Genomic DNA, 26996 nt, shown 5'->3' with positions numbered 1-26996 from the left:
CTTCAAACTTATCCATCAACGCCTCAATTGCCATCTCGATCATTGTCTCTCCTACACCAACAATCACCATGAATTCTCAGCAAACAGGTTTAGAAATTGCCGTGATTGGTCTGTCTGGCCAGTTCCCTGGCGCAGACACGATCGAGCAGTTTTGGCAGAATTTAGCCACCGGCCAGGAACAGGTTACAGCCTTCTCCTCCCACAACCCAAAGAATTCAATCGTGCGTGCAGGAGGCATATTAACCGGAGTTGATCAATTTGATGCAGGCTTCTTTGGCTTCACTCCTCGGGAAGCAGAAGTCATGGATCCCCAGCACCGACTCTTCCTAGAACAGGCTTGGATGGCCTTGGAAAATGCCGGATATAGTTCCGAACAGGAGGAACGCTCGATCGGGGTCTTTGCGGGCGTCGGCATGGGCACCTATCTGCTGTACAACCTCAGTCCCACGCCGGGATTACTGGAGTCCCGTGGATTTCTGCAAACGTTAGTCGGTGTGGATAAAGACTACTTGCCCACGCGGGTTTCCTACAAACTCAACCTTAAAGGCCCCAGCCTGAGTGTTGGCACAGCCTGTTCGAGCTCCCTTGTCGCGGTGCATTTAGCCTGCCAGAGCCTGCTGAGCGGGGAATGTGATCTGGCCTTGGCCGCAGGGGTAGCGGTAAAAGTCCCCCAGAGTGAAGTGACGCTATCCCCCGATGAAATTGCCTCTCCCGATGGTCACTGTCGCGCCTTCGATTGCAATGCTAACGGCACCGTGGGCGGAAATGGGATCGGAGTTATCGTTTTAAAACGATTGGAAGATGCGATCGCCGATCGAGATCACGTTTATGCTGTTGTCAAAGGATCAGCAATCAACAACGATGGTGCGATGAAAGTAGGATACACAGCACCGAGCCAGGAAGGCCAAGCCAAGGTGATTCGATCGGCCCATCTGATGGCAGAGGTAGAACCTGAGACGATTACCTATTTAGAAGCCCACGGCACGGGAACGGCTTTAGGCGATCCGATCGAAGTCGCTGCCATGACCCAAGCGTTTCGATTAGGCACCGATCGTCAGCAATTTTGCGCCATCGGTTCCGTCAAAACCAATGTTGGTCATTTGGATGCTGCAGCAGGAATTACGGGGTTTATTAAAACGGTTTTGGCCCTGCACCATCGTCAGATTCCACCCAGTCTCAATTTTGCTGCACCAAACCCTCAAATCGACTTTGCCAACAGTCCATTTTATGTGAACAATCAGCTTCAGGATTGGCCAACGAACGGCTCACCCCGGCGGGCGGGGGTGAGTTCCTTTGGGTTTGGCGGCACGAATGCCCATGTAGTGCTGGAGGAAGCCCCGATCGCCTCACCCCCCACGATCGACGAAGCCCCGTCCCAATCAGAGCGCCCTTACCAAGTCCTGACCCTCTCTACCAAAACGCCCACCGCTTTAAACACAGCCCTACAAAATTTAAAAACATCCCTTCAAGCAACCCCCGATCGCCCTTTAGCTGATATTGCCTATACTTTAAATTTAGGGCGTTGGCAATTCAACCAGCGTTGGGTCACTGTTGTTAAAACCGTTGAAGAAGCGATTGCAGTACTAGATTCCCAGTTGCATTCTCAGAGCAATAACAGTGGTTCTCCAAAATCCTTCATCCATTCATTAGAACAGGTTGAGAATCCCGTTATTTTCATGTTTCCAGGGCAAGGGGCACAGCATGTCAATATGGCGCGGGAACTGTATGAACGGGAATCCGTGTTTCAAACAGCCTGCGATCGCTGTTTTGCGATTCTTCAAGTACAATCTGGCTTAGATCTACGATCGATTCTTTACCCTGACCCTGAGACGATCGAGCAATCTACCGATCAATTAACTCAGACAGAAATTGCCCAACCTGCTTTATTCGTCATTGAGTATGCATTGGCTCAGTTGTGGATGGCATGGGGTGTAGAGCCACAGGCTATGATTGGCCATAGCATTGGTGAATACGTTGCAGCCTGTTTAGCAGACGTATTTTCTCTATCGGATGCCCTTGAATTAGTCTCGATGCGAGGGCGTCTGATGCAACAGCAGCCTATGGGAGCCATGCTGGCGGTCTCTCGATCGGCAGCAGACCTGCAACCTTGGTTAACCGATACCCTCGTGCTTGCAGCCGTCAATAGTCCAACTCTCAGCGTTCTCTCGGGTTCGATCGACGAAATTGCGGCCCTAGAGAACACATTGACCGCCCAAGCCATTGATTGTCGGCGGCTCAACACATCCCACGCCTTCCATTCTCCCATGATGGCAGGGGCGATCGACCCCTTCCTCCAACAGCTACGTCGCATCGCACTCCAGTCACCCACCAAGCGTTTTATTTCCAATCTCACCGGCACTTGGATTACGGCAGAACAGGCGATCGATCCGGAATATTGGGCACAGCATTTACAGCAGACGGTGCAGTTTTCCCCAGGCATCACCGAGTTACTCAAAAATTCAGCGGCGGTCTTTTTGGAAGTTGGCCCTGGGACGACCCTCGCAACTTTGGCACGGCAGCAGGCTCCTGGTCGATCGATTTTCTCTTCCCTGCCCCATCCCAAACAGACTACTTCCGAGATCGAGGCTATTTTGCAAACAGTGGGTCAGCTTTGGGTGCAGGGCATCACGATCGATTGGGCCAGTTTCTATGCAGGGCAACCCCGCCACCGAGTTCCCTTACCGACCTATCCCTTTGAACGGCAACGCTACTGGATTGACGCTCCTTCTCTTGCGACCGCCCAAGGATCTTCATCTGAGTCGGTTCAAGCGCTTTTACGGAAAACACCAGAGCTTGCTGATTGGTTCTATTTACCGTCTTGGCAGCGATCGACTCAGCAATCAACACAATCACTAACACAGACGTTAAATAAAGCATCCGATCGACCGTGCAGTTGGGTTTTATTCATGGATTCCCAGGGCGTTGCCACTACAATCGCTAGCAGGCTACGCCAACAGGGACAAAGAGTCATCGAGGTGTTTGCAGGAGACTTATTTAGCCAATCTCAACTAGATGCCTACACGATCAATCCCCAAGCGCAGAATCACTATGATTTATTATTGCAAGCCATTCTACAAACCACAGCTAATCCAATCTCACCAGTCATTTCAGAATTATTGTTTGTCCATTGTTGGACAGTAGAACCAAGCCTATCCCTAACCAATACTCAAACTTTAGGTTTCCAGAGTTTACTATCTTTAGCTCAAGCGATCGGACAGAGCTCCTTTGCCGGGGAGGTGACGATCGGGGTTGTTTCCAGCAATATGCAAGAGGTGACGGGCACGGAATCGATCGAACCAGATAAAGCAACAATTTTGGGGCCTTGCCGTGTGATTCCCCAGGAATATGCCAACATCACCTGTCGCGAGATCGACCTCGAATTTCCCATCGCAGCGAGCCAGATGAACACCCTCACAGATTCCATAATTGTGGACATTCTACAGGCTTCCCAATCTGCTGAGCTACGGGGTGATGCACCGATCGTTGCCTACCGGGGGCAGTATCGCTGGGTGCCCACCTACGAGTCTCTGCGCGTGGAATCGGCTGTTCCCAACAGTGTATTACGCACCCAAGGCGTTTACGTACTGACGGGTGGGTTAGGCGGAATCGGTTTGACGATCGCTGAATGTCTCGCGAAAACGGTGCAAGCACGCTTAGTTCTCATCAGTCGATCGCCTTTTCCTGATCGATCGGAGTGGGATACGTGGTTACTGAATCATGATGAGCAGGATAGAACAAGTCGCAAAATTCGCAAAATTCAAACCCTGGAATTAATGGATGCCAAGGTATTGGTTATTACAGCGGATGTCACAGATCGAATCCAAATGCAAACAGCGATCGAGCAGGCTCAGCAAGTCTTTGGCACGATTCATGGCGTATTCCATACCGCTGGGGTAGCGGGAGATGGGATTATCCAACTGAAGACCCAAGCTGAGGCCGATCGGGTCATGGCTCCCAAGGTGCTGGGTACCCAGATTCTCCAGGAAGTTTTGCAATTCATACCCATCGATTTTTTGGTGTTGTTTTCTTCCCACAGTGCGTTGCTGGGCGGATTAGGACAGGTGGACTACTGCGCTGCTAATGCTTTCCTAGACGCAGTAGCCCACGGGCATAACACTACGGGAACAATACCCACGCTCTCGATTAACTGGGATATTTGGCAGGACGTGGGCATGGGGGCTGATTTAGCGAACTTACCCGATCGCTTGCGGCAGGAACGGTTAGACGCCTTGGAAATAGGCATTTCGCCCCAGGAAGGATGGGAGGTGTTACAGCGTCTATTACAGCTTCAGCAAACGCAGGGTATCTCCCAAGTGATCGTTTCGACCAAAGATTGGGCAACGGTTTTAGAGCAGAATCGTAATCGTCGGATTAATACTGATAATCTGCCGAAACCAGCAGAGTCCAGCAACTTAAAAGCAATCACAAATACTAGTAGCATGACCTCAACTTCAGAAGGTTATGCAAGGACATTACAAACAACACAGTACATTACACCTACAACAGAGCTTGAGCAACAAATTGCAGAACTCTGGCAGGAACAGCTAGGAATCGCGCAAATTGGCATCCATGACAACTTTTTTGATCTCGGTGGCCATTCCTTGCTAGCAGTGCGGGTAGTGTCTCGCCTAAGGGAACGCTACGGAGTTGAACTTTCTTTGCGCACGTTGCTCTCGGATGCACCAACGGTGGCAGGTTTGGCAGCAGTCATTGGAGCACAGTTGCTACCGGAGCCAGAAACAGAGTCAGAAGCCGAGGCAATGGCCCGGATTTTAGCAGAAATTGAACAACTATCCCAGACAGAGGTGCAGGCACAGTTGGCCAGGGAATAGACGATCGAGATGACTTATTTATCCAGGGAGCGATCAAAGCACAATGCAATTCAGTCTATTCTATTTTTCAGGGGATGGGTCTAGCACGAGTCAGGACAAATATCGACTGCTGATCGAAGGGGCGAAATTTGCCGATCGCAACGGGTTTGCAGGCATTTGGATTCCTGAACGCCATTTTGATGCCTTTGGTGGGCTGTATCCCAATCCTTCCGTGGCCGGAGCCGCGATCGCCATGGTCACGAACCAGTTGGAAATTCGATCGGGCAGTGTGGTGATTCCGTTGCAACAGCCCCTGCGGGTAGCGGAGGAATGGGCGATGGTAGATAACCTTTCCCAGGGGCGGGTGAGTCTTTCCTTTGCGCCAGGTTGGCATCCGAATGATTTTGTCTTGTATCCAGAAAAGTATGCTGACAGAAAAGCCATCATGTGGCGGGATATTCAGGTCGTGCAACAACTGTGGCAAGGAGCCGCGATCGAATTTACGGGGGGACATGGCCAACCTGTTGCAGTTCAGACGTTTCCGCGACCGTTGCAGGCGCAAGTGCCCATCTGGATTACTGCGATGGCAGATGATACCTTTATTGATGCGGGTAAAATTGGGGCAAACATTCTCACATCACCGCTGTATCAGAACCTAGATGAGATTCTCCGCAAAGTCACATTGTATCGCCAGTCGTTAGTAGATCATGGTCACGATCCCAATCGTGGAAAAGTCGCCATGATGATTCATACCTTTATCGGCAATGATCGCCAAACGGTTCGCGATCGAGTTAAGCAACCATTTAAAAACTATCTCAAAACCCATTTTGATTTAGTCCTGAAATCTGCGGGAGAATTGCGATTTTCGATCGATCCCAAAACGTTGACACCCCAAGATTTAGATGATCTCTTAGAGTTTAGTTTTGACAGCTATTTCAACGGCAAAGTGTTGATGGGAACGCCAGACTATTGCCAGCAAATGGTGGATAACTTGCAACAAGCGGGGGTAGATGAAGTCGCGGCCCTGATTGACTTTGGCATTGAGTTTGATTGGGTCATGGAAAGTTTAGAGCAATTAAAGGCGCTGAAACAGCACTATGACGAAGTGCCTGCGCTGTGTTAGTAGGCTGGAGGAAAGATTTTGGCAAGCAAGGCTGCACACGGGAGGCAACGGGTAATGGAAAGCAACAGGTAATGGGAGGGAACAGGTAGTGAACGGAAGTATTTTACTAGCCGCGATCGGAGGGGCCGCGATCGATTTTTTAGAAATCGCAGTGATTGCCTACGCGATCGCGCGATCGGGCTACCTCAGAGAAGCGCTCCTAGGCAGTTTGGGGGGCATTTTGCTAGTGGGCCTCCTGTCAGTCCCCTTGGGTCAGGTTTTACTCTGGATTCCCCTTGAGTGTTTGCAACGCTTAGTGGGAGCCATTTTGCTAGGGTTGGGCTTACGATGGGTGAACAAATCACTCCAACGGCAGGCACAGGGACGACGATCGGGTTGGATGTCTGACGATCCTTTGACGGCAGAGGGCATTACGTTAGAGCCACAAGCCGTGGGGTTCAGTCTTTTCAACTTCATCGCCATGCTGAAAAGTGCCGTCTTAGAAACGCTTGAGGTTGCCATTCTCATCGTGACCCTGGGATCGGCTTCCCAGGCTTGGCCAGAAGCACTAATCGGAACAGCAATCGCCTTCGGATTTGCAATCGTGATCGTCGCCGGGTTACATCAGTATTTACTAAACGTTCCCGAAGTATTAATTAAATTAGGCGCGGGAATTCTACTGGGCGCATTAGGAACATTTTGGTTCGGGGAAGGCATGGGTCTTCATTGGTGGCTAGCAGACTGGGCGATCGTGGCGATCTTCGGTCTCTACAGTGGTTTGGCAATGGTGGCGCTAGGGTGGCTAGTGCGGCGTGAAACAGAGGCGACTGAGCAGGAACAGGTGTAACAATGAATGATGTGGCTAAAAATATGGTGATACAAGGTACTTTGCCAAATCATGATTTAGCGAAACGGATCGCAGCCTTGACACCAGAACAGCAAGCCTTACTTCAGCAACGACTAAAGCAGCAAGTCCATCAGAAAACGAATCACTTAACCAACTTCGCAACCAACCCATCAGCTAACACACAGTCCAATTCCACCACGAACATTTGGAAAATCCAGCCCTGCGATCGTGCTCAAGTTGGACAGCAAGATGCTTCTGGACAGTGGTTCTTGCCGGTGTCCTTTGCCCAACAGCGTATGTGGTTCCAGGATCAACTTGGGCTGCAAAGTGCAGTGTCGAATAATATCTCGATCGCTTTGCAGATTACGGGAGATCTCCAGATCATCGCCCTAGAACAGAGTTTAAAAACAATTCTGCAACGCCATGAAGTCTTACGCACGACGGTGCAAACCCTGAATGGGGAACTGTATCAGACCGTAGAGGGCATTGAAGATTGGCGACTCACTATCCTGAATTGGATGGCACTTGATCCAGAGACACAGCGATCGCAAATCCAGCAATATTCCCTCGCACAGGCTTGTCTACCCTTTAACTTAGCGACTGATCAAACATTACGATCGACCTTACTACAACTGAGTCCTAGGGAATCCATTTTACTACTCACTTTCCATCACATTGCCGTTGATGCTTGGTCGATCGGGGTGTTTTTTCGGGAACTCAGCGCACTTTATGCTGCGTTATCCCAAGGTCAACCATCGCCGCTCCCTCCCTTACCTGTACAATATACAGATTTCACGATTTGGCAGCGACAATTTTTTCACAATCACGGCTTTGACGCCGATCGAGACTATTGGAAAAAGACCTTACATCAAGCCCCCGATCGCCTGATTCTCCCCAGCGATCGCCCTCGTCCCGCCGCCCAATCCTTCGTGGGCAAAACGCTCTCGTTTACCATTCCCCAATCCTTAACTCATGGCCTGAGAGCCCTGGCGCAGCAGACGGAAACCACGCTGTTTATGACGTTGTTGGCCGCATTACAAACCCTGCTGTTTCGCTATACCGGGCAGGAGGATATTCTCATTGGCTCCCCGATCGCCAATCGCCAGCAGCCGGAGGTTGAGCCGTTGATTGGCTGTTTTATCAATACCTTAGTTTTACGGACTGATTTATCGGGTAATCCCAGTTTCAGAACCCTGTTGCAGCGGGTGCGGGAAACGGTGTTGGGGGCATTGGCGCACCAAACCTTACCCTTTGAAAAGTTAGTCGATGAATTACAACTGTCGCGCAGTCTAGCCTATGCACCGCTGTTTCAGGTGATGTTGGTGTTACAAAATACGTTCGCGATCGAAACGATCGAACTACCAGGATTAACCGTTCACCACGAGCGCATTGATAACCAGACCGCACAGTTTGACCTAACTTTTCACTTAGTAGAATCAGATCAAGAATTAATTGGCAAACTGGAATACAATACCGACCTGTTTGATGAATCGACGATCGTTCGGTTACTTGACCAATTCCAGACCTTACTCGCTGGGATTCTAGCCGATCCTGACCAAGCGATCGCCCGTTTACCTTTACTGACCCCGCAGGCCCAACAACAGTTATTACAATGGCATTTGACCTCTGTTTTGAAAGCTGCCGATCAATGCATTCATCATTGGCTGGAACAACAGGTCGAGCAAACACCGGATGCAATTGCAGTGCAATGGGAAGACCAACGGTTGACCTATCGCGAACTCAATCAGCAAGCGAATCAACTGGCCCACTATTTGCAAACTCTGGGAATTGAGCCGGAAAGTCGGGTGGGATTATGGGTTGATCGATCGGGGTTAATGATGGTTGCACTATTGGGCATTCTCAAAGTCGGAGGTGCCTATGTTCCCCTCGATCCCCAAATACCGAGTCAGCGGCTGGAATGGATTGTTGCCGATGCTCAGGTGACAGTCTTGCTCACCCAAGCCCATTTCGCAGCTCGATTACCCCAGGATTTCGCGACGACCCCGATCGTCGATCTCGATGCCGCTTGGCCTGAGATTGCAGCAGCGCGATCGGATAATTTAGCGGTACCTGTGCAACCCAATCAGTTGGCCTATGTGATTTATACCTCGGGATCGACTGGGACGCCCAAGGGGGTCATGGTGGAACACCGATCGCTGGTGAGTTATACCGAATCGGCCATTGAGAATTATCAAATTTCAGCCCGCGATCGCTGTTTGCAATTTGCATCCATCAGTTTTGATGCAGCAGCGGAGGAAATCTATCCCACCTTAGTGCAGGGGGGAACGCTGGTTCTACGCACAGAAACGATGCTCAGCTCCATGGCGCAATTTTTACAAACCTGTCAGGACTGGCAGATTACCGTACTCAATCTCCCCACCGCCTTTTGGCATCAACTTGTAATGGAAATGGCAACGGAGTTAGATCCAGCAATGGAAATAGCAACACCAGTACTCTCGTTACCAGATTCGCTGCGGTTAGTGATTATTGGAGGGGAAAAGGCACTGGTCGATCGCTGGAAACTCTGGCAACAACGGGTATCGCCCCCAGTGCGGCTGGTGAATAGCTACGGCCCTACAGAAGCCACGATCGTGACGACAATAGCGGATCTGACGACCCTCGATCCAGCAACCTGGGTAGGGCGGGAGTTACCGATCGGGCGACCCGTGCGCCATGCCAGCACCTATGTTTTAGATGCGGCGTTACAACCCGTCCCGATCGGCGTACCAGGAGAACTCTACATTGGTGGGGCCGGAGTCGCGCGGGGCTACCTCAATCGTCCAGAGTTGACCGCCCAGGCATTTATTCCCGATCCCTTCAGTGCCACTCCCGGCACACGGTTATACAAAACAGGCGATCGAGTGCGCTATTGGCCGGATGGCAATCTGGAATTTCTGGGACGCATGGATAATCAGGTTAAGATGCGGGGTTTTCGGATTGAATTAGACGAAATTACAGCGGTGTTGAACCAACATCCTGAAGTGCAGGAGTCGGTGATCCTCGATCGCCAGGAAGCGTCAGGGGATATCCGGTTAATTGCCTACTGGGTACCGAAAAATCCCACTGTAGTGAAGGATGGAGCCAGCGATCGGCCCACAGCTCTGCCCCGTGCATTGCGGCAATTTCTAGAACAACGGCTGCCAAAATACATGATCCCAGCTGCGTTCATCCTTCTGGATCATCTACCGTTGAATACCAGTGGCAAACTTGATCGCCCGCAATTGCCAGAACCGATGATTGAACGGGACGATCGTACCAATCCGTTTGTCGCACCCCGTACCAATCTTGAAGCCACGATCGCCCAAGCCTTTGCCCAAGCGTTGCAGTTAGAGCAAGTCAGTATTGATGATGATTTCTTTGAATTAGGCGGTCACTCGTTACTAGCCACCAAACTACTCGCGCGATTAATTCCAGCATTGTCAGTTAGCCTAGCGATCGTGGATCTATTTGAGTTTCCCACAGTAGCAGGTTTAGCACAACACATTACAACATTACAGCAAGCACAGCGTGCTACCCCAGAGAATTCTACTGATAATGCCCTAGCGAGCAATCCAGCAATACCAATCGCGCATTCCCTTCGGCCTCCATTGCAATCGATCGTTCGATCCCCCCAGGAACCGATCGTGCTCTCGTTTTTCCAGGAATCCATTTGGGAATTGCACCATTCCGGCAGTGACGGGGCCGCTTGGAATAGTTCCATTACTTTGCGATTTCGGGGAGATTTACCGCTGGCGATCGTGGCCCAAAGTGTAAATGAATTGATCCGTCGCCATGCCATTTTGCGGACAATTTTTCCATCGGTGTCCGGTCAGCCCATGCAGGTCATTTTGCCAGAACTAAAATTAACAGTAAGTGATTTTGATTTACAGACCTTACCCCTCGCGGAACGGGAAACGGCAGCCTTAAATCAAGCGATCGCGCTATCGGAACAACCCTTTGATTTAGCAACCGCTCCTCTCTGGCGTGTGGCGCGTTTTCAATTGGCTCCCCAGGAGCATTGGTTACTCCTGACCCTGCACCACATTATTACTGATGGCTGGTCGTTTGGTATTTTGTTACAGGAGTTGCAAGCCCTAATTGCAGCCTTTGCCCAGGGGAACCCTTCACCCCTACCGCCCGTGGAATGGCAGTACGCAGATTTTGCCCAGTGGCAGCGCCAGGTTTACACCGAAGCCACGATCGCCCAGGAACTCCAGCATTGGCAGCACAAGTGGCGAGATCGTCATCCCACGATCGCCCCGCCATCCTTCCCGCCGTCGCCCCCCAGCAGTCGGCGATCGCGCCACTATTTTGCCCAACTCCCGCAACCCCTCGCTGAGGCCGTCACTCGGTTGAGTCAACAATTAAAAGTGACTCGCTTTGGGCTGTTGTTAGCAGTGTTGAAACTCGCCTTGGCCACTTGGACGGGACAGCAGGACATTTGGATTTTTCTGACCGTGGGCAATCGCACTTTGCCGGAAACCGAATCCATGATTGGTTGCTTTATCAACGATGTGATTGTGCGATCGCAACTTTTGCCAACAGTACCGGGATCGGTTTGGGTGCAACAATTGCAAGCGGAGGTGAATAACGCGATCGCCCATCAGGATTTACCAATTTCCTGGGTAATGGAGCAGGTTCAGTCCCTAGCACCATCGATACTACCGTCGGTGTTGATGGCCAGCGTGACCCACACTACAGCAGTACAGGAAACGTTACAGGCTGGCGACTCGGGCTGGGAGGTCATCGACATGCAAACGAGGCAAACCGAATGGGCCGAGGTTGACTCCGAACTGAGTTCCGATGAGACACCTCTAGAGGTCTATATCGAAACGGCACAAACCCTGAGTATCACGGTGAACTATAGCGTGGAACTGTTTACACCCGCGGCCATGGCGGAATTGTGGAGCCATTACCAACGGATTTTGAGACAGCTAATCGATCAGCCCCAAACACCGCTGATGACTTTAAGCACGGGAAACCTCTCAGCTGAGTCAATTGATTAATTTTCTCTCCGATCCCCAATCTAGGATTGAAACAATATTGAGAATCTATACTAAATAGATTGATCAATCAAAAATCCTTCGATCGTACTCTCAGGTAATTTCAGTTACGGAACAGTAGCCTCACAAGCTCATGAAATCTGATTTCCAGCAGAGAATCCCTTGATCTTTAGGACTTCACCCCGTTAGGAACTTCCCACTTTATTGCAATTAAGTTGTCTTAACTTATTACTTGACAGCGTCAACAAACTCCTTTACTGTGACAAGTTAATGAAAGTAATTCGCAAGACGGGCGAGCCTATCTAGGGTTGTGACAGGACAACGATCGGATGATCCAGTGGGGATGATCCTGATCGGGATGCCGACAACTAAGAGTTTGACGACTGCTCCCGTGGTGTTTTGCATGAGGAATGTATGAATCGATATCAACTTGTAACGGCTTTAGGCTTGGCAGGGACGATCGCGCTGCTGGCAGCTTCTCTGAGTGAGGCTAAAGAAGAACCTTCGCCCCGATCGTCCAGCGCCTCCCTCCATCGCATTGCTGATCTACAAACCGCACAAACCCAGGCCCAATCCCTACTGGCACAGACGGAGCAGGCCAGCGTGATTCCTGTGACGGAGGTTCAGGTTACCCCAACGGAAACGGGAGTCCAAATTCTTCTGATCACAGGACAGGCAGGGCAACTACAAGCAGAAATGCGCAGTGAAGCCAATACATTCATTGCAGATATTCCCAACGCTGTATTGAAACTGCGGGAAGGGTCAAGTTTCCAAGTTGATAATCCAACAACAGCCATCCAATCGATTACTGTTAGACAAGGTGAAAACAATCAAGTTGAAATTCGTGCGATCGGGAAAACGGAACGGCCGATCGTAGACATACAAACGCAATATAGCCCACCCACCGCCCAGGCAACGCCTGCGGAGGAAGGAGAAGAGGAAATTGTCATTACGGCTGACCAAGCCCCCAGCTACCGTGTCCCCAGTGCATCCACAGCCACCGGAACGGACACCCGTATTCTGGATGCTCCGGTAGCCATTCAGGTTGTGCCTAAGGATGTCATTCGCGATCAGCAAGCCACGCGGCTTGAAGAAGTGACCCGTAACGTGAGTGGTGTTACGTTTTCCGGCGAGAACTTTGGACGAGGTGGACGGTTTAGTATTCGGGGCTTTGATGATGCCCCTGTGCTGCGGGACGGGTTCCGGAACTATGGGTTCTCGCAAGCCACCCCAGAAGTAGCCAATTTGGAGCAGGTGGAAGTGCTGAAGGGGCCTGCTTCGATTCTCTACGGGGAAATTCAGCCCGGTGGTGTACTTAACCTCGTCTCCAAAAAGCCGTTGTCCAAACCCTTTGCAGAACTGGAATTGCAACTGGGAAGCCGTAATTTTGTCCAGCCTCGCTTAGATCTATCCGGGCCTGTCAATTCCGAGGGAACGGTGCTCTATCGTCTCAATGCACTGTTCCAAAATAATGATGGATTCCGCGATTACGAGAAAAATATTATTCGATCGTTCGTTGCACCCAGCTTGGCGGTTAAAATTAATCCCCAAACAGACTTGAATTTATCACTAGAATATCTCAGTGAAGATCGACCTGCGGACTTGGGAATTGCAGCCGTCGGCAATAGGGTCGGCAATGTCGATCGTGAACAAATTGTTAACGAACCCGATGATGCTATTTCGACCAATTACGTCAATGTTGGGTATAACTTAGAACATCGGTTTAACCCCCATTGGAAAATTCGTAATGCTTTCCGTTATACCTTCTACGGCTATGACTACAACGTGATTGCCTTGCCGCTGTTTGTGGATAATGCGGGCTTAGTCGATCGCTTCTATGCCTCCCAGGAAGGGGAAAGCCATTCCTATACGATGCAAACGAACGTGGTGGGTCAGTTTGCGACAGGTGCGTTAGAGCATACTTTGCTGTTTGGCGTGGATTTAAACCACAGCGATACTCGGGAATTTTCAGTCCTTGATCCGACCACGCTGACGACTTTGGATATTTTCAATCCTGTTTATGGGCAATTGGCTAAGCCCAATGAGGCAGATCTGTTTGATTTTGGGGGACGGAGCCTCAAGTCCGATCGCTTAGGGATTTATTTACAAGACCAAATTGCCATTCAGAAAAACCTGAAGCTCCTTCTAGGCGTGCGCTACGATGCCGTGACCCAAAAGGCGGAAGCGCTACCCGGTTTAGCCGTTGATGCCAATGAAACTGAAATTACCAGTACCGCTTGGACACCCCGATTTGGATTGCTTTATCAACCCACGGAATCCCTATCGTTCTATGGCAGTTATTCCCGATCGTTTACGCCTAGTTCTAGCACAACGGTGAATGGTGTTCCCCTGGAACCAGAACGGGGTGAAGGCTGGGAAGTCGGTATCAAAACAGAATTGTTCAATAAAAAGTTGCTGGCAACCTTGGCCTATTTTGATGTGAAAAAACAAAATGTGGCGGTACCCGATCCCAATTTTCCCTTGGCCTTTATTTCCAGTGGGGAACAGCGTAGCCGAGGGGTTGAATTGGATCTTGCTGGCGAAATTCTGCCTGGTTGGAAGTTTATTGCATCCTATGCGTACATCAATGCAGAAGTCACCCAGGACAGTGATCCCAGCTTAATCGGCAATCGTCTGTTCGGCGTGCCGGAACACAGTGCCAGCCTTTGGACGACCTATGAAGTTCAGCAGGGCAGTTTGCAAGGGCTGGGCGTTGGCATTGGATTTAATTACGTGGGCGATCGGCAGGGTGATCTGGATAACAGCTACCAAGCAGATGGCTATTTTGTGACCAATGCCGCAATTTTTTATCGGCGCAATAACTGGCGACTAGGCTTGAATTTCAAGAACATCGGCAATGTGAATTACATTGAGTCGGTGCAAAATGTGCGGGCTTCTAGAAATTACTTTGGTGAACCCTTTACTGTGATTGGTTCGTTCTCAGTACAATTCTAGGTACAGTTTTGAGAGTTAGGGAAGCATGATTCGCAGAAAATGGGTTGAAACTGATCCTGCGATCGTTTACCATACAAAGGTCTTAATTTAATGAGACTAGTTCTCATTATTGCCATGAAGAGCTACCCTCAGTTGCTCTCATCGGTTTACGCTCAATGGTTGCTTAATCGTTAGTTAATTCCTGCACGTTTGCTGCTGCAATTCTTCTCATCCCCCCCCTATGCTAATTTCCCTTGCTCCCAGTCCTGCTTCCACCGCCGCCCGCGAACAACGATTAAAGGATCAGTCTTTTCTAAAACGATTGATGTTAATCGCGTTTGGCGGATCGGCGCTGGTGCATGGTATTGCGATCGCGTTGGTTTACCTGAAGCCGACGATTCCGCAAATGCCGCCTGTGGAAGAGCCAGAACAGGAAATTGTCATTGAAGAATTCGATCCGTTGGAAATGCCGGAAGAACTAGCGGAAAACGAGTTCAGTGAGCCGGAAGAAGCGGGAGGTAGCAGTGGGGGCAATGAATCTCTGCAATTGGCAACCTTGGCTCCAGAACCCCAGGTCACGGAACCGGAAGCTCCCCCAGAAATTCCGGAGATTACCGATCGGGATCTGCAAGAGGAGCCGAAACCGACACCTACCACCCCTGCATCTGCCCCGCCAACGCCCACCACACCCTCTCCTGCTAAGCCTTCTACGCCGCAAGACCGAGGAATTTTTAAGAATTCTGGGTTAGGGGCAGGCACGGGGGGACAGGCGAACGGCAATGGCGGCGATGGTGCCGGAAAGGGATCTGGCAGTGGTAACGGTCAAGGCAACGGATCTGCCCCGATCGCGAAAGCCTCGACCCCCTCTTCCCCCGCACCAAACCCCCAAGTTAAACCCTCAACCCAGCCCCTGGCGATCGTTCCCGCAACACAAAAGCCCGCGAAGCCCAAACCCAAACCGAACTACGATGGGATTACCTATGATCGCAGTCAAAATAAACGGGTGCTAGCCGGGTATCGGCCTCGCATTATGCCGGTTTACGACGACAAGGGACGCTTGGTGGATATCAAGCAGGTACGCTCCAGTGGCGATCGCGACCTGGATGCAGCGTTTGATCAAGCCAAGGGGCAATTGATGGATAAGTTACGGCGACAGTTAGAAGCCCGTCCGCCGGAACTTCGCGATCGGCCCATTCGCTTCAAATTTGAAGATAACAATCTGAGTGCGGAAGAACGTCAGCAAGCGGAACGCAACCGAGCGATCACCCAGGATTTAGATCAACAATGGCAGGCTGAAAAACGCCAAAGTGCACCTGCGACCGCTGATAATGCCCGTCCTGCAGAACCAGCTGCACCTGCAGGGGGGATTGTGCTCCCGATCGCAGCGCCGCCGATCGTCCCTGCGGCCCCGGCCCCCGCTGCGGAACCCGCACCTACAACGGAACCTGTGGCACCCGCACCTGCTTCAGAACCCGCACCTGTAGCGGAACCTGTAGCGGAACCTGTAGCGGAACCTGTTGCAGAACCCGCAGCAGAACCCGTGCCAGAATCTGCACCTGCACCAGAACCAGAACCTGCGCTGGAACCTGTAGCAGAACCCGCACCTGCACCAGAACCTGTAGCGGAACCTGCGCCAGAACCCGCTGCCCCATAGTTTTTGTGTTCCTAGCGGCGATCGAGCAGACGACGATCGATTAAATCCGTCGGTAACGCTTGGGTGGCGGGATAGTGACCCTGTTGCCGTAGCCATTTATAAAACGACTGAATTGCACTCAGGGTTTGCTTGATGGAAGTCGGCTTTTGGCCTGCTTGGCGGAGTGCAAGGATATATTTTCGAATCGCTTCAGCGGTCACGGTCTCCCAGAGTTGTGACCGTTTTTTAGTTGGATCTAGGGAATTTTCCATCGCTTCCAGATGGGTCGCAAATTTCAGGAGCTGGTGGCGGTAGGCTTTTTGGGTGCTGCCAGCGGATTTTGCTTGGAGAAATTGCTCAATGAGTTGCAGGTGCGGCTCTAGTGACACATTGACAGCAGGATCGCTCTCTTGTTCTCCCTCTGTTTCCAGCGGAACAATGACGATCGGAAGAATCGGCTCGGCTGACCAGCGCAAAGCCGTTTCGCTTGAGGAATCTGGAAGATCAGGGTCTTGCATGGCGATCGAGGAAGCTTATGAGGATCCAAATTGGTTTGAATCAGTAGCCCATTGTTTAAGCATCTTTAGTAATCTAATAATAATCTGAGTTAAATAATTTAGATTATTGTTATCAGAATTAGATCAGAAAATTAAACAGACCAACTTGGAAATCTAGGGGTAAAATGAATTACCTCTCAATCAGAAGAGCCATCCACAGTCTTTCGGAGAGATTCCAGGGATACTGAGCGACACTGAGCGACACTGAGCGATACTGAGCAACACTGAGCGACATTGAGCGACACTGAGCGATACTGGACGAGATTCAGCGGTATTGATTGATTGATAACAGCAGCAGACAAATATGGGGCGACGAACAAACGAAAAGTGCTGGGCTTGTAGCTTACTTTCGGCCAACGAAGCACGCCACCTCCATGATGTAACTTTAGGTGGCGATGGCTGCTGGAAGGATGAGATCTGCCATAGTCGGCGTTCCTATTACCGCAAAGGCAAGGATCAGAAACGCCAAAAAGCCGCGATCGCAGAATTATCAGTCCCGTTGCCTGTAGTGCCCTATGTGGTGCTGCACACCTACGTTGATAAGCCACGTCAGGTACAGGATGAAGTCGTGATTCATGCCCTCTACGCTGAACTGTGGATGGGCAACCAGGTGATCGCCCGCACGGAACCCCAACACACCTTTGGCCTGCCGCCTCGCCTCGTGAAAGCCTACGCTAAGCAACTGCTGGATGCGCTGTACGATCGCTACGGCAACGGTCGAAGATCGGGCTTTGAGCGGTTTGCTAGCCAGGTTCAGCATTCGATCGCTCAATGTCCCATTCGGCCTTGTCCCTACCACGGAGCACACCTCAATCCCTACAGCCCCGGAGGTCGCGAATGACTGAGCAGAATCATCTCACCGCAGCAAACTGGCCACGGGCCAATCAAAATCTTCAGCGGGCCAAACAAATGCCGGAGATTGCGGATTTACGATCGCTGTTGGCAGACATTGACCCCGTCTTAACCCAATTTTCCCAGCTTCAGCAGTTGAAATTGGCGGGGGATCTGTTGCTGGAACTGGCAGAACTTTACGAGTCGCGGGCGCAGGCATTGATGGGCGAGTGGGAAGATGCCTATCGCGATCCGATCGTTGAAGATGATTTTTTTGCTGATCTGGTACGCCAAACTATGGCACTAGACTTAACGGATTTAGTGGAACCGCCTCTGCCCCGTTCCCGAAAATCGAAGGCAAAACCGACTGGCACGATCGTCACTCCTGTGGACAAATCTACCCTCCTCGGACTCTTAGATGAGTGGCAAGCACAAAATTTAACCCCTCAATTGGAAGGGGATTTTGGACAATTCAGCGGTTCACTCGAACCCCATTCAACTGAAAATCCTCATCCCGAAATTACGAATAAAGAGCAAGCACTACAACTCGCCCACGATGAAAATGTCTCCGATTGGACGCAGGCGATCGCGGGTTGTCTACAATCCCAGGCGACTGAAATGCGCCTACTAGATTTGCCGCTTGTCCTCAATTTGCCCTGGATTGAAATTTGGTTAGGCGCGTTATTAGGGAATTTTCGGCTAGAGCAACGGGGAGAGTTTTATTCGCCAGAAGTCTGGGTAAAACAGGCGATCGAGGACTCTGCCACTTGCCCAGAAGACTAAGAACGTCAAGGAATGACCTGTGGTGTAACGTTACACCACAGAAAACCATCAAAGAAAGTATGACCTGTGGACTAACGTTACACCACACAGAGAGCAGTTCGGTAAGAGCTGGGCTAAACCTGATTCAACTGAACGTGAGTTCGACAACTACAGTGTCCCTTACCAATCCCCTGTCCGTTGACGGAGAGTTCACTTTCGGGGGGTGTCGGGGGAGTAGAGTCCCCTGACATCGCAGGGGGGCGGGGAGAAGTTCCCCGATCTTCGCTGCGCAGCAGCCCCGACGATCGCGCCTCACCACAAATTCATCGAACTCACGTTCATTTAAAGCTGATCTGGAATCTCCAGGCTATTCTCACTCTGTGGACTAACGTTACACCACAGGCTGACAGACTCGCCTCAAAGCTTTGTGAGATACTGAAAGCGGCGATTTTTACTGATTTAGTTTTACCGCTCTACTTTCTACCCATTCAGTTTTACCCATGACTATGCAAGGACTTTGGCTACAAGATCAACAACTCACCCTACGGGATGATCTACCACTACCAGAACCCGCTCCCAACGAAGCCCGAATTCGAGTTCTGCGGGCAGGAATTTGCAATACCGATTTGGAACTGCTGCGCGGCTACTATCCCTACCAAGGTATTCTGGGTCATGAGTTCGTTGGCATCGTCGATCGCGGGCCAGAGCACTTGATTAATCAGCGGGTCGTCGGGGAAATTAATGCCGCTTGCGGGCATTGCGATTGCTGTCAGCGGGGAATGCCCACCCATTGCCGCAATCGATCGGTGCTGGGAATTGTCAACCACAATGGCGCATTTGCCGATTACCTCTGTCTTCCAGTGCAAAATCTACACCTTGTGCCCGACACCATTTCCACCGAAGCCGCTACCTTTACGGAACCCCTAGCCGCCGCCCTGGAAATCCTAGAACAGGTCACGATTACGGCCAACGATCGGGTGCTTGTGGTGGGCGATGGCAAGTTAGGGCAACTGGTGGCGCAAACGCTGGCCTTAACCGGATGCGAATTACTGGCAGTGGGACGCCACGCCGACAAACTCGCCAATTTGAGCGATCGGGGAATTGCCACTGCCTTGGCTGATCAAGTGACTCCAAGCATCTATGATGTTGCGGTGGAATGTACCGGAAATCCCAGCGGCTTTGAAACAGCCCGTCGATCGCTGCGGCCTCGGGGCACGATCGTGCTGAAGAGTACCTATGCAGGGCAGTTAAGTCTAGATATGTCCGCGATCGTGGTGGATGAATTAACGATCGTCGGTTCCCGGTGTGGCCCCTTTGCCCCGGCGCTGGATCTCCTCGCCCAGGGCAAAGTTGATGTCACCCCTCTGATTCAAGCTCGGTATCCCCTGAGCCAAGGACTCGCCGCCTTTGACCAAGCCCAACAAAAAGGTACACTCAAAGTTTTATTAGAAATGAGCTAGGATTTTTGGGGCTTGCTCTTCCGTGGAGTAACGTTACTCCACAAGTTCTTGCTGACGGATCAACGATTCTGAGGCTACTTGCGCAATGCTTGGCTTACCTCATCCAATTTGGCTTTTAACACCGCTTTGAGTTCTTTCAAAATAGCAGCATCAGCAATACTATCTACTTCGATCGCGGCAACACTCTTGACCCAGCGATCGTTACTTGGAGCAGATCGAACTTGGGGATTATGGGCCTGAATCATTTGTTGCACTAACTTCCGAGTTTCATTCAGCGACAACCGATTTTGGATCACGTCCTGGGTCACCTGCTGACGAATTTGACTCGCTTTTTCTTCGGTTTGGTTCAGCTTTTCCGCAGACAGACGGTTTAGTTCTCTGGCTTTGCTGCTTTCCAGCCCTTCCGTACGAATGACTTCCTTCAGATCCTCCGCCAACTTCAAGAGTGGAAAAACGTTGGAATTAATCGAGACCGGGTTCAATTGCAACCGCAAAATCGTAGCAAACAGTTGCTGTTCTTCAAACTCGCGAAATCCAGCTTCTTCGATCCATTGGGTTTGCCGATCGGGATCCGCAAGCCGAATCTCTGCTAGTTCCGATAACTTGCCCTCCCGTTCCAGTCGGCGCAATGCCGTATTTAGTAGAGTACCAAAGCGATCTTCTTGGCCTTGGAGCGTTGGATGATGCTCCACCGCTAGACGCACCAAAGCCGTCGCCAGATCCAGATCATGGAGCCGTTGGGAATGGATACTCGTGATCACCTGCCCTTCAAAGAGATCACGGGCGTCAGTGACTTCTTCCTCTGGCAGAAAAACCGCCTTTAATTCTGTCCACTGGAGCTTCTGGGCCGATCGAAAGCGCAATTCCCCATCAAATAGCCGATAGCGGCCATCCTGCCCCGGAATCACAATGATCGGCGTCTTTTGGCCATGGTAGCGCAGGCTTTCCATCCGTTCTTGAATGGTGCTCTTTGGGAAAACGGTACGGGGTTGGGCTTCATCCCGATCGATTAAATCAAGGGCTATCTCATGAACCCCTCCCGTTTGTTGCAGAACTGCCGTCAGCCCTTCCATGCGCTGGTCTAAGTCAGCCTTTTGGGGTTCATCTAAGTTGCCCGCACGGGCTTGCGCTAGGGCTTCCTGTAATTCCTGCACTTGAGCGCGCAGGGAAATTAGTTCCTGATTTTCACGCACGCCTTGGAAGCCTGCTAGCAAGTTTGTACCCACTTTTCCCATCATCAAACTCCTTATCAAACTCCTTGCAAACACCTGATTAACACTCGGTTGAAACCCGGATCGCCACTCTAGGACAGCCGCTGTTGTGCCTCGGCTGGTCTATGACTTCAACAGTTGAATAATGCGATCGATGATGGGATCAAAATCCTGAGCCGCAGGTAAACCGGGACGGTAGAGCGGTAGGGGCAAACCATCGACGCAGGCTCGGAGGTAATTTTTCGATTCCTTCACCGGCGGGAAACAATGAATCCCCACACTATCCAGCAGTCCTGGTAAAGTCGTAGCGACATCAATATTGCTTTGGGTCTGCCCCTTACGATCGACCCCCAGGACATCCCGATGGGTTCCACTATTCATGTAATCGACCCGCATGGGCACAAACCCTAGAATGTCCGGTTGGGGGCGTAACCGCAATTCTTCGATCGTCGTATCGTACCAGCGCAAAAAGCCGAAAAGCCCCTGAGCATCTTTAATTTCCGGTTTAATCGGTGACAGCACATGGGTACTTGCGGCCAGTGCCATAACTCCCATGGGTTCCAGGGAGGCTGGCGTATCAAAAATAACGACATCCGCTTCCAGGGGATAGTCCAGTAACCGATCCTGGAGGGTGTAGTGGCCTCGGGCATTAATCGGGACTTCCCGAATACAATCCCGAATCGCTTCACCCCCCTGAATCGCCGTAACGGTAGACAGTTTATTCGACCACACAGGTTGCAGCGGGTAGTTCCCCTTAAAGCTTTTGTGGAGGACGGTCGCGATCGACTGATCTTCCGTGGGGTTCATGGGCAATCCCGTAAAGGAGCTGAGCGAACCAGAATAATCTAGTTCTACGATCGTCACCTTATAGCCCCGTTTGCCCAATCCATAGGCTAGGTGTACCGACGTTGTCGTTTTGCCAGAACCGCCAGCATTACTGCCGATCATAATGCGGATTTGATTTTTTCCAGATTTGGCTGCGGCCATGATGGGTATTGGTAATCTCGAAAAAGGGTCAAAATGAATGAATAATCTCCAAGGATCCTACAAAGCAATAACTGCTTGGAGAACATTGATCTTGATTGATCTTGATTGATCTTGATTAATCTTGTGGAGTAACGTTACTCCACGTCAGCATTCAGCATGGGGAAGTATGGATTAATTCACTGGTTGACAGTCAAGCCGCCTCGACGATCCCAAGGGCAGCAGCCCAAAGAATTTTTGACAGATTTGCAGTCATAGAACATAACGTGCTTCCACCAAAGCCTAATTCAATCAAACTCAGCTTCACGCGAAACAAGTCTTTTGTACTATACCTGATCCCCTAGACAATAGTTGAAGGTTCAAGATCAAACCGATCGTGGAGTAACGTTACTCCACAGCTTTTTCTCAGAATTTTGCTGCAAAATGCAGGTGGGTGCCACTGATTATAATCAAAGTCCAACGAATGTATCGAAAAATTTTGGCGATTCTTCAGTGCTGTGGATTTAATACATTCACAATATTACGGGCAAGGTTAAACAGTGCTTGAAACAAGCTTACGAAATTTTCTCAGAAATCACATTCTCGATTCATTCACCCATCGACCCATCGACCCATCCACCTATCTACGTGGGACTGTATTTCTACATTGTTCGCTAAGCATCGATCGGGAAGGTAAGTTGGAAACAGTTCAATCCGCGATCGTACTCCAACGTGCCACGGAGTTTTTGCAGAAGCGAGATGATTAACTGAAACCCCAGGGTTTCGCTTTGATGCGGATTGACATCTTCCGGCAAACCAATGCCATTATCCTGTAGACGGATCCGACATAGGGTGCCTAAATCCGTAGACTGAGCAATCGCACGAAGCTGAATAGTTAGAGTCCTAACTATTTGATCTGGAAAAGCATGGTGAATCACATTGTCGATTAGCTCATGCAGAATCAATCCACAGGCGATCGCGGCATCTGCCGACAACCCAATTGGCACTAAATCAAACTGAGTGACTACTGGGTGGGCGAATGCATCCGTGTGACACAGGTACTGGGTTAGTTCCGGAATATAGTCAGCCAAGTTGAGTTGCGCGAAGCTATCGGATTCATCTAGGCGCTCATACACCATGGCCAGGGACTGAATCCGAGTTTGACTCGTTTGCAGGGCAGCAATCGCCATTGGGTCACTCAGTGTATGCTGTTGCAAGTTGATCAAGCTTGCGATGATTTGCAGATTATTTTTGACGCGATGGTGCACTTCCTGGAGCAGGCTTTCTTTTTCCTGTAACAGCTGCTCTTTTTCCGCTAGAAGTTGCCTCAACTGCGCTTCGGTTTGTCGTTGAGGACGGTTATCACGATTGATCGAACCAAACCCGATCGGTTCTCCCGTTTCAGGATGGGGAACACAAAAGGCATGGCAAGCAACCGGAATGCGCTCTTGGGTTTGGAAGTGGCGCAACCAGAGTTCCTGGTGAATACTCCCCTGTTCCGGCAAGTTCGCTAAAACCGCCTGAACTTCAAAAAAATCTTCTGGACTAAAAAATGCTTGAGCCGGAAGCGTACGCTGAGTGAAATCATGATGCAGCCCCACTAGCGCTTTTCCGGCTGGATTGAGATAAATAATCTCACCCTTGAGCGAGGCGAGGGAAATCATATCCTGACTGTGTTCAACCAAGATGCTTAAGCACTGATTATCCAGTTCCTGATGATTCAACACATCATGGGCAACTGAAAACTGATATTGCAACGCTTTCACCTGTAGCTGAAAGGGATTGAGTTCTTGATTCAGCATGGGGTGAGCATCAGGGTTAAAGGAGCAGTCAGGATGGCGTAGAAGGAGTTAGGCGGCTTCTGTCACAACCAGGCTGTTATTGGCCGTGGAAGCTTGATTTGAAATTGGCTTCAGTTCAGCATAGCGAACCGGAGCATCAATCAGCGTCCAATCGACAGAACCCCGAATTAAGGCGCGCAGTCCTAACAAATAACGTTGAACATAAGCATCTAGATCGTTACCCGCAGCATCGGTGCCAAAGGTGGGTAGATTGCGTTCAAACAGAAGGAACCGTCGCATCTCTTGATTATGCACTTCGATCGCCCAAGTGTAAGCATCATCCCGGCTGAGTGCATACTCATATTCCAAGACTAAAACCAAGTTGTGCACATCGCCTGCGTGAAGTTCCTTATCAACGGATAAAATATCGTTGCCCCATCCCATTAAGTTCAGCGTCATATCCGTGAGGGCTTTGATGCGGGGATGATTACGGACATGATCCGGCAGAATAATATTCTCCATCATTTCGATCAAGGCAACTACGATCGTTTGGGCACCTGCATGTTGTCGCAAACGAATGTAGGACTCTAAATCGGGGGGATGACCTTTAATGCGATTGCGAGCTTCCCAAGTGCAAGCATCAAAATATTGTTGAACGCTAATCACAAAGCGAGGGAACCAACTGTCGTCAGGTGACAGGGCACGGGTCCGTTCCCGCAAATCAATTAGAGATCGCGAGAGGGGCGTTTGAGACCCTTTCCCCCCGTTCAAAATATCAATGAATTTCTGGAACGCTTGGGCTAAAACTTTAGGACTACTGCCCACTGCCTGCTCATCAAATTCATCATCTAACGTAAATAACCAAGCAATCCAGTGAGAACCGATCGTCGTTGCTTCACTCGTAGCATAGGGAAAGAAGCGAGCACCCAGCCAACCATAGTTAATGCGACAGAACCGTTGGAAAGTGGATACGTCTGGCAACATTTTGAAATCCTGCACCCACTGCCGAGTAGATAGCTCAATCTCATCTGCATAGGGGGTTACAGGCGTTTCGAAGGGATAGTAGAGCTGATCGGCTAAGGATTTTAGCATGGGGGAATCCTCTGCATTAAAATGCATTAAAAAAATTTTCTCTGTACAATTCAGATGCTTATGAGAACCAATAGCGCAATATCCTGCAAGTAACTTCAACGTTAAAGCAGTCAAAATCTTCTAGACCATTTCAATAACGGCTTAGAAAGCGCTATTAGAATCACAAAACACAAAAATTGCGATAACTAAATCGATGAAAGCAAAACGCTTTCTTCAATTTTTAGTCGATTGATGTTGCGACTCGAAACGTGCGCGATCGAGTCTAGAAAAGGACATTGAATGTTGTCATCGCTAGCTTTTTCGAATTGATTTCGAAAATTTCACTAGACAGTCACCTCTAGATTTTTTCTAGCCGAAAAGACCACCTAGTATAGAGCAGCAAGAAAATCTTAGATTAAGCTAGCGTTGTAGTAAATGAACAATACTTTGGACGTAAGACTTCACCTACTGAAGCCTCAACATAGAACATTAGTTGGAAAGATGAAGTTAAATACTCCTAACATCATTTTGTCCATTGCAATACGAACCACTCAAAAACACAACTGGCTCGAGGATAGAAATGAATTGAGAATTGCATTTCTTTTTCACCTCCAACTTTGTATATCACAAATTAAAGATAGAAGTTTGTTCAATAGGGGACAAAGTTAACAACGCATTCGTTGGCAGAAAAACGGGTTAACTAGCTCCACTACAAGCTAGTTAAAAGCTGACAAATCGCATCTAACCCCGATGAATCAAGGCTTAGATGTGACTTATGACAACTCTCTTTTCTTTTTAACCCAAACAGAGTATTATCAATTCGATAATTTATGTTTAATTTTTAATTCAAAAAGATAAGATTTAAAAAATTATCTGAAAAGATTAAAATTACTCTATCCCTCCCTAGAACTCGCTTAAAAGTGGTTGATCTAGAGGGCTCGCTATTGTGGTTACCAATATCTTGTACCACAATTAATCTATAAAAGTTGGCAAATGTAGTACAAGACAGAGGAATTGATCCACAAACTAGAACGCTAGCTTCGTGGATCAATTCCTCTATAGAATTGCAAAAAATTAAATCAGATTTTCTAGGCTAGCGGCCACAACTCGGTGATCGGCATCCCGTTGGAAGGCTATGAGTTGCGCCCTCGCCCGATCGTCGGCAAAGGCGCGTAGGGATTTTGCCACATTGCGGCGAATCGACCAGTCCGGATCCTGGGCTTGGCTCAGCAACAGCAATAAAGCCTTTTCCTGGTATGCCGTCCCAACAAAGGTCGGTAATTGATCGATCGCTGTGGTTCGAATCGCCGATTCTGGCGTCTGCAAAGCCCGCTGACAGATATCGAGCAGAATCTCAGGACATTGCAGATCAGCCAGGGCAAGGATCGTGCTAATTTGTGCCAGCCAGTGTTGATCCTGCTCAAAATACTTGACGAGGTGGGGAATGGAGATCGATCCATATTTACCCAGAGCCCCGGCAGCCTCGGCCCGCACGTTCGCTTCTACATCTTCTTCCATGACTTGAAGCAGCTTGGTAAATCCTGCTTCGGTTTGCTTGTACCCCAGCCCCATAACTACAAAGGATCTGACAATCATTTCTGTGTCATCCACTTGAGTCATCAAGATTGGTGCAGCTACTTCTGCATCAAAGTGACGTAGGGCCGTTAATCCACGCATCCGATCCTGGGGATCTTCACTCTGCAAACTCACCTTGATTTGATCGAGATCCATATCTAGCACCTGTGTAGGAGCAGCAATTTTAAGCAATTATAACATTTTGTTACAATATGTGTACAATCATCATAAAATGGGTAAAAGTTCTCATTTTTCTCGGCGATCGTGACTCAGGGTGAAAACCTAATTCCCCGCGACGCCAACGTCTACCTCGTGCGCTCCATATCGTCTTCCAAGTATCTTGGGATCAATCATTTCAGCGGCAGATAGTAACGCTAGTTACTTGCACGCTCTAGCTAGTTCACGATCCTTAATATTTGTCCAGACGATCGATGGGGAATATCGCCCATTAGAAGATCATTAATTCTTCTTTTCAT

At 49.8% G+C, this 26996-nt stretch carries 15 protein-coding genes; 9 read left to right on the top strand and 6 right to left on the bottom strand.

Translation table 11 applies throughout. The features are described from left to right. The first annotated feature begins 68 nt into the window (after nt 1-68). The 6 genes from H6G21_RS14280 (at nt 69) to H6G21_RS14255 (ending at nt 16330) form a co-directional block, all read left to right on the top strand. Entirely contained in the window at nt 69-4832 is a 4764-nt protein-coding gene (locus tag H6G21_RS14280; protein ID WP_190574099.1) for a type I polyketide synthase, read from the top strand. A gap of 43 nt (nt 4833-4875) precedes the next feature. After that, entirely contained in the window at nt 4876-5934 is a 1059-nt protein-coding gene (locus H6G21_RS14275) for an LLM class flavin-dependent oxidoreductase (RefSeq protein WP_190574098.1), read from the top strand. 88 nt (nt 5935-6022) lie between these two features. Beyond that, nucleotides 6023-6760, top strand: a complete 738-nt coding sequence (locus H6G21_RS14270) for a hypothetical protein (protein ID WP_190574097.1) — start codon at nt 6023-6025, stop codon at nt 6758-6760. Nucleotides 6761-6783: 23 nt separating this feature from the next. Beyond that, on the top strand, nt 6784-11745 hold the full coding sequence (locus tag H6G21_RS14265) for a non-ribosomal peptide synthetase (RefSeq protein ID WP_190574096.1): 4962 nt from the start codon (nt 6784-6786) through the stop codon (nt 11743-11745). 411 nt (nt 11746-12156) lie between these two features. Beyond that, a complete protein-coding gene (locus tag H6G21_RS14260) occupies nt 12157-14697 on the top strand; it encodes a TonB-dependent siderophore receptor (protein ID WP_190574095.1) in 2541 nt (846 codons plus the stop codon). 220 nt (nt 14698-14917) lie between these two features. Beyond that, on the top strand, nt 14918-16330 hold the full coding sequence (locus tag H6G21_RS14255; RefSeq protein WP_190574094.1) for a hypothetical protein: 1413 nt from the start codon (nt 14918-14920) through the stop codon (nt 16328-16330). 11 nt (nt 16331-16341) lie between these two features. Here H6G21_RS14255 and H6G21_RS14250 read toward each other — a convergent pair whose 3' ends face one another. Continuing rightward, on the bottom strand, nt 16342-16827 hold the full coding sequence (locus H6G21_RS14250) for a site-specific integrase (protein ID WP_190574093.1): 486 nt from the start codon (nt 16825-16827) through the stop codon (nt 16342-16344). A gap of 343 nt (nt 16828-17170) precedes the next feature. Here H6G21_RS14250 and H6G21_RS14245 point away from each other — a divergent pair, with 343 nt between their 5' ends. The 3 genes from H6G21_RS14245 to H6G21_RS14235 all read left to right on the top strand — a co-directional run bounded on the left by H6G21_RS14245 (nt 17171) and on the right by H6G21_RS14235 (nt 19919). Beyond that, nucleotides 17171-17707, top strand: coding sequence for a hypothetical protein (locus tag H6G21_RS14245; RefSeq protein ID WP_190574092.1), 537 nt, complete (start codon nt 17171-17173; stop codon nt 17705-17707). Further along, nucleotides 17704-18480, top strand: coding sequence for a hypothetical protein (locus H6G21_RS14240; RefSeq protein WP_190574091.1), 777 nt, complete (start codon nt 17704-17706; stop codon nt 18478-18480). Before H6G21_RS14245 ends, H6G21_RS14240 begins: the two co-directional genes overlap by 4 nt. Nucleotides 18481-18965: 485 nt before the next feature. After that, nucleotides 18966-19919 (top strand): alcohol dehydrogenase catalytic domain-containing protein, encoded by a 954-nt coding sequence (locus H6G21_RS14235; protein ID WP_190574155.1) that lies wholly within the window; start codon nt 18966-18968, stop codon nt 19917-19919. A 74-nt stretch (nt 19920-19993) separates the two neighbouring features. Here the strand turns inward: H6G21_RS14235 and H6G21_RS14230 are convergent, their stop codons facing one another. The 5 genes from H6G21_RS14230 to H6G21_RS14210 all read right to left on the bottom strand — a co-directional run bounded on the left by H6G21_RS14230 (nt 19994) and on the right by H6G21_RS14210 (nt 26676). Then, complete coding sequence (locus tag H6G21_RS14230; protein ID WP_190574090.1) at nt 19994-21157, bottom strand: ParB/RepB/Spo0J family partition protein; 1164 nt, start codon at nt 21155-21157, stop codon at nt 19994-19996. Between the two features lie 96 nt (nt 21158-21253). Then, nucleotides 21254-22117, bottom strand: a complete 864-nt coding sequence (locus H6G21_RS14225; protein ID WP_190574089.1) for a ParA family protein — start codon at nt 22115-22117, stop codon at nt 21254-21256. Between the two features lie 650 nt (nt 22118-22767). Beyond that, nucleotides 22768-23895 carry a histidine kinase dimerization/phosphoacceptor domain -containing protein gene (locus H6G21_RS14220; RefSeq protein WP_190574088.1) on the bottom strand — a complete coding sequence of 376 codons (1128 nt, stop codon included), beginning with the start codon at nt 23893-23895 and terminating at the stop codon, nt 22768-22770. 48 nt (nt 23896-23943) lie between these two features. After that, entirely contained in the window at nt 23944-24966 is a 1023-nt protein-coding gene (locus tag H6G21_RS14215; RefSeq protein ID WP_190574087.1) for a hypothetical protein, read from the bottom strand. Nucleotides 24967-26019: 1053 nt separating this feature from the next. Then, nucleotides 26020-26676 (bottom strand): HEAT repeat domain-containing protein, encoded by a 657-nt coding sequence (locus tag H6G21_RS14210; RefSeq protein WP_190574086.1) that lies wholly within the window; start codon nt 26674-26676, stop codon nt 26020-26022. Nucleotides 26677-26996: the final 320 nt, after the last annotated feature.

Source organism: Alkalinema sp. FACHB-956 (assembly GCF_014697025.1).
Classification (GTDB): Bacteria; Cyanobacteriota; Cyanobacteriia; order Leptolyngbyales; family Leptolyngbyaceae; genus Alkalinema.
Note: the sequence above shows the minus strand (reverse complement) of the source record. Positions and strands in the feature narration are given on the sequence as shown.